This is a genomic window from Xanthovirga aplysinae, from assembly GCF_009711365.1.
In the GTDB taxonomy this organism is placed as follows: Bacteria; Bacteroidota; Bacteroidia; order Cytophagales; family Cyclobacteriaceae; genus Xanthovirga; species Xanthovirga aplysinae.
This window is the reverse complement of record NZ_SMMB01000922.1, coordinates 1-5,495: the sequence shown is the minus strand read 5'-3', so window position 1 is coordinate 5,495 and position 5,495 is coordinate 1. Positions and strand designations below refer to the sequence as shown.

3 protein-coding genes are annotated in these 5,495 nt (G+C 38.3%); 1 reads left to right on the top strand and 2 read right to left on the bottom strand.

The window, feature by feature from the left end; translation table 11 throughout:
• Positions 1–181: 181 nt before the first annotated feature.
• Positions 182–2,086, bottom strand: coding sequence for a DNA mismatch repair endonuclease MutL (gene mutL / locus E1171_RS08190; protein ID WP_155205523.1), 1,905 nt, complete (start codon positions 2,084–2,086; stop codon positions 182–184).
• A 9-nt stretch (positions 2,087–2,095) separates the two neighbouring features.
• On the bottom strand, positions 2,096–2,452 hold the full coding sequence (locus E1171_RS08185; protein ID WP_155205522.1) for a hypothetical protein: 357 nt from the start codon (positions 2,450–2,452) through the stop codon (positions 2,096–2,098).
• 84 nt (positions 2,453–2,536) lie between these two features.
• Between E1171_RS08185 and E1171_RS08180 the strand changes: the two genes are divergently transcribed.
• Entirely contained in the window at positions 2,537–5,479 is a 2,943-nt protein-coding gene (locus E1171_RS08180; RefSeq protein ID WP_155205521.1) for a serine hydrolase domain-containing protein, read from the top strand.
• The last annotated feature ends 16 nt before the right edge of the window (positions 5,480–5,495 follow it).

Sequence of the window (5,495 nt, the reverse complement as noted above, 5' to 3'; positions counted from 1 at the left end):
ATCAAGTGCTGTTATTATTGCTACATTCGGACTTTTTAAACCAAAAGTCAACTTCAGGGAGTAACCCTATTTACTACGCTTTCTAAGCCAAAATGGTTTTAAAGGGAAAAATATCCGGCTAACATTAAAGAAAGCTCTGAAATTTATAAATAATCTTTGATTTTACTTGAAGAATTGACTTTTAATTAAATAAACCAGCCAGTTTGGCCAGATCCAGGATAGAAAAAGTAGGTTGGCCGTTTGGTGTATAATTAGGGTTTGAACATGCAAAAAGTTGATTGATTAGGGATTGTATTTCCTCGTTGGTAAGGGAATACCCTGGTCGAATAGCTGATCGCCTAGCCATTGCCCTTGCTATATTTTCCTTTTTTGACAGAGAAAATACATCACAATTTTGTTTGTATTGTTCCAATAACCCCTCAAAAAGTTCCTTTTCATTGCCTCCTATAACATCTACCGGAATCCCATTGATGATAATGGTGTTATTTGCAGCCACTTCATAAATGAAACCAAGGGCCCTGATTTCTTCCTCTAAATCCTTAACCAATTCAAAGTCCATTGGATTTAGTTCAATGTATTGAGGGAACAAGAATTGTTGGGAAGAGGCAGTCCTATTTTCCAGAGAAGCTAGGTGTTTTTCAAATAATATACGCTCATGAGCAGCCTGTTGATCAATTAACATCATGCCGGATTTTACCTGTACTACCAGGTATCGCTCATGCAATTGAAACGCCATGTTGTTTTTACCTTCCTTTTCGGAATACTCTTCATCAAAGGGGTTGCTCGAATTTAAGTCATTTGCAGCACTTTCAAAGATTTCAATGTTTTGCTCTTCAGTTTCCGGAACAAGGGGAGGGTTAAACTCAAATTCATCGGATTCAGTGCCGTTATTCTCAAACAGCTGTTCCCAATTATTTTGATTGTTTTGCTGAAGGGTTGGGTTTTTAAATCTTTCATAGGAGTCATTACTAGAACTCTGCTCTTTAGGGTTGGGAGCATAACTATGTGATTCCAGACCAGCCCCCTCAAAGTCTAAGCTGGAGATCTCAATGGATTGGAAGTTGACATCCTGATCAAAGTCCAGGGAAGGCATCAAATTATGCACTCCCAAAGCTTGCTTTACCGCCGCCCGAACAATAGCATATATGGTTCGTTCATCCTCAAATTTAATTTCGGTTTTAGTAGGATGAACATTGATATCAATATGCCTGGGATCGATGGTGATAAATAGAATATAAAAAGGGAAGGTATTTTCAGGCAAAAGGCCTTCAAAGGCATTCATGACTGCATGATGCAAATAGCTGTTTTTTATAAAACGATTATTAACGAAAAAGAACTGTTCCCCTCTTGTTTTCTTTGCCTGTTGTGGCTTTCCAATAAACCCTTCTACACTTACGTGTGGGGTTTCTTCAGCACAAGAGGCCAGTTGTTCCTTATAATTCTTCCCAAAAATCCCTACTATACGATGACTTAATTTGCCTTTTGGTAAATTATAAACTTCTTGGTCATTGTGATAAAGAGAAAAATTTATGTCAGGATGGGCCAAAGATACTCTTTGAAATTCCTCGATAATATGCCGCATTTCTACAGCATTAGATTTAAGGAAATTTCTTCTGGCAGGTACATTGTAAAATAGGTTTTTCACCAAAAAAGTAGTACCTTTTGGACAGGCCACTGCTTCCTGTGTTTTTAAGGTTGACCCTTCAATTATTATTTGCGTGCCTAATTCTTCTGCCTCGGTGCGGCTTTTAAGCTCTACTCGAGCAATGGCAGCAATAGAGGCCAAGGCCTCACCCCGGAAACCCTTAGTTTGAATGGCAAATAAATCTTCCGTGGCGCGGATTTTAGAAGTGGCATGACGCTCAAAGCACATGCGGGCATCCGTTTCACTCATGCCAATCCCATCATCAGTAACCTGAATCAGTGTTTTGCCTGCTTCTTTTACAATTAGTTGTACATTTTGGCTGCCTGCATCAATTGAATTCTCTAATAATTCTTTAACTACAGAGGCAGGTCGCTGGACAACCTCTCCTGCTGCAATTTGATTAGCAATTGAATCTGGAAGAAGCTGAATGATATCTAACATGGGGAAGTTTTATTTCTTTAAAAAGCCCCTTCTTCTGATAAACAGATAAAGTGGAATAAGGACCAAATATAGGTAAAAAACAGCATTTCCATAATACATATAACCTATAAATGTTCCTCCGAGCAATATGGCAATAAAGAACTGTAACGCCGAGGTACTTGAATTTCCGGAGTCCCTCTTTTTTCTTCGCGAGAAAGCGCCTTTCATTCGGGAGGAAAAATTTTTGTTTTCTCCCTTAGAATCTTCAAAATCCTTCTTAATTTGGGCGTATCTTTGTTCCCGCTCCTCTTTTTCCGGATCCCAATAACGGGGTTGAATATGGAAGCGTTGATGCCGTGGTGTTTTGAATAATGAAGGTAATTTCATATTTAAATTTTATTCCTTTAAAAACGTTACAAAATTAGATTTTATTTTGTTCTTTTCATAAACCCTTAAATTTGCCCTTAAACTATGCCTAAACTTCGCGTATTCTGCTTTTATCTCTTTTCTATAACGTTAAGCAGCAATTTACTTGCCCTAAAGAAAAACAATTTACCTATTGTTGGGGAACAGAAACAATGGGTGGATAGTGTCTTTAACAGCTTGAATGAAGATCAAAGAATCGGACAACTGTTTATGGTGGCAGCCTATTCTAATCGCGATGAGAAGCATTACCAGACTATTGAAAACCTTATTAAAACGAATAATATTGGGGGCTTAATATTTTTTCAGGGTGGACCAGTTAGGCAAGCCCAGCTAACCAATCGTTATCAAGCCGCGGCCAAGACCCCTTTGTTGGTTGCAATGGATGCTGAATGGGGATTAGGAATGCGTTTGGACAGCACAATTTCTTATCCCAGACAAATGGCTTTGGGTGCCATTCAGGACAATCAAAGTATTTACGATATGGGTGCTGAAATCGCCAGGCAGTGTAAACGCTTGGGAGTACATATTAACTTTGCCCCTGTAATAGATGTAAACAGTAATCCTGCCAACCCTGTTATTGGAAATCGTTCTTTTGGAGAAAATAAAATTAATGTAGCAGAAAAAGGAGTGGCGTACATGAAGGGGCTTCAAGAAAATGGTGTAATAGCTTCTGCGAAACATTTTCCAGGGCATGGGGATACTTCCAGCGATTCTCATTTGACACTCCCCGTAGTTAAAAAGGATGTAAAAAGTTTGGATGAACTGGAATTGTACCCATTCAAACGCTTAATTCAAGAGGGAATTAAGAGCATAATGGTGGCCCACTTATATGTGCCAGCTTATGATAAAACTCCCAATCAGGCAACAACTCTATCTAAAAAAGTCGTAACGAAATTATTGAAAAAAGAGATGGGTTTCGAGGGATTGGTTTTTACCGATGCCTTAAACATGAAAGGGGTTAGTAAGTTTTATGCCCCAGGGGAAGTAGATGTAAAAGCTTTATTGGCCGGTAATGATATTTTACTTTTTTCGGAAAATGTTCCAACCGCCTTAAAAATGATAAAAAAGGCCATTAAGGATAAAAAAATTTCAAAAAAGGAGATTGCCCGTCGGGTTAAAAAGATTTTAGTTGCTAAATACTGGGCTGGATTGAATCATTATCAACCCATTAATCTTAATGGTTTATATGAAGATCTAAATAGCCCAGAAGCGCAGTTAATGAAACAAAAGCTTTATAAACGGTCCATGACAGTTGTAAAAAATAACGCTAATCTTTTGCCAATCAAAGTCCTGGATACTACTTATTTTGCTTCCCTTTCCATTCGTTCAAATGGCAAGTATGAATTTGAAGAAGCTTTGTCGAATTATGCTCCCTTCAGTCATTACAAAATTGATAAGGGAGAAAAAGGTGATCAGGTGTATTATCAGCTGCTAAATAATTTAGAGAATTATCAGGTGGTGATAGTCGGCGTGGAAGGAATGAACAGTTCTCCTTCTAAAAATTATGGCTTACAAAAGAAGGATCTAGAATTTTTGAGAAAATTGAATAAAAAGACAGAAGTAATCGTCTGTGTTTTTGGGAATGCCTATAGTTTAAAAGAGTTTGAAGATTTTGATCAATTGATTTGTACCTATCAGGATGACCCGGTGGCCCGACAGTTGGTTCCTCAGTTAGTCTTTGGTGCGATGAAGGGGGAAGGTAAATTACCCGTTACAGCTTCAGAAAAAATGAGGGAAGGAGCAGGGATTTCCACTTTAAAATTGAACCGCTTAGGTTATTCATTGCCCGAATCCGAGGAAATGAGTTCTTTCATCTTAGGGGAAATTGACGGAATCATGGAAGAAGCCATAAAAAATCGGGCAACTCCTGGTGGCCAGGTGCTCATAGTTCGGAATGGAACTGTAATATTTGAAAAACCTTATGGGTACCTTACCTATGATAGCCTAGTTGCGGTTAATAAGGAAACAATTTACGATGTGGCCTCTGTAACCAAAGTGGCAGCTACTTTGCAATCTTTGATGTTCTTGTATGGAAATGGCATGCTAGAATTAAATAAGACTTTGGGGGATTATCTTCCGGAATTAAAGGAAACGAATAAAAGTCAATTGGTGCTAAATGAGGTGTTAACCCATCAGGCAGGCCTGAAGCCTTACATTCCATTTTGGAGATATACAGTAAATGATAAGATGGACCTGGATACTACTTTTTATAGCAATTCTGCCGAAGGGAATTTTCCCAATGAATTGATGCCGGGTTTATATGCCAGTGGCAGTTTGCCTGATTCCGTTTGGAGCTGGGTGGTAAATTCAGAATTGAGAAGGAAAAAGGGGAAGAAATATGACTATAAATATAGTGATATGGGATTTTATATGTTGGAAAAATTGGTTTCCACTCGTTTAAATCAACCCATGGAGGAGTTTCTCGAACAAAATTTTTATGCTCCTTTAGGAATGGCCTCTACATCCTATCAGCCTTTATGTTATTTTCCCCTGTATAGAATAGCCCCTACGGAAGTGGATAATTATTTTAGAAATACTCTTGTACATGGAACCGTGCATGATCCGGGAGCGGCCATGTACGGAGGAGTAGCTGGACATGCCGGTTTATTTAGTGATGCTAATGACCTGGCTAAATTATTACAAATGAATTTACAGGATGGGAATTATGGAGGGGTACAATACTTGATGCCTGGTACGGTTCCTAAATTTTCAAAAAAACAATTTGAGGATAATCGCAGAGGTTTGGGCTGGGATAAACCAACACCAGCAGGAGAGAAAGGCCCTACTTCCGACGATGTTTCGGAAAGCACTTATGGTCATACTGGATTTACGGGAACTGGGGTATGGGTTGATCCTAAATATAACCTGGTTTATATATTTTTATCTAATAGAATTTACCCTGATGCAGGAAATATTAAACTTATTCGGGGTAATATACGTACCAGAATTCAACATGTGATATATAAGGCAATCATTAATAGAATTTAATTTTTGTGTTATTTGA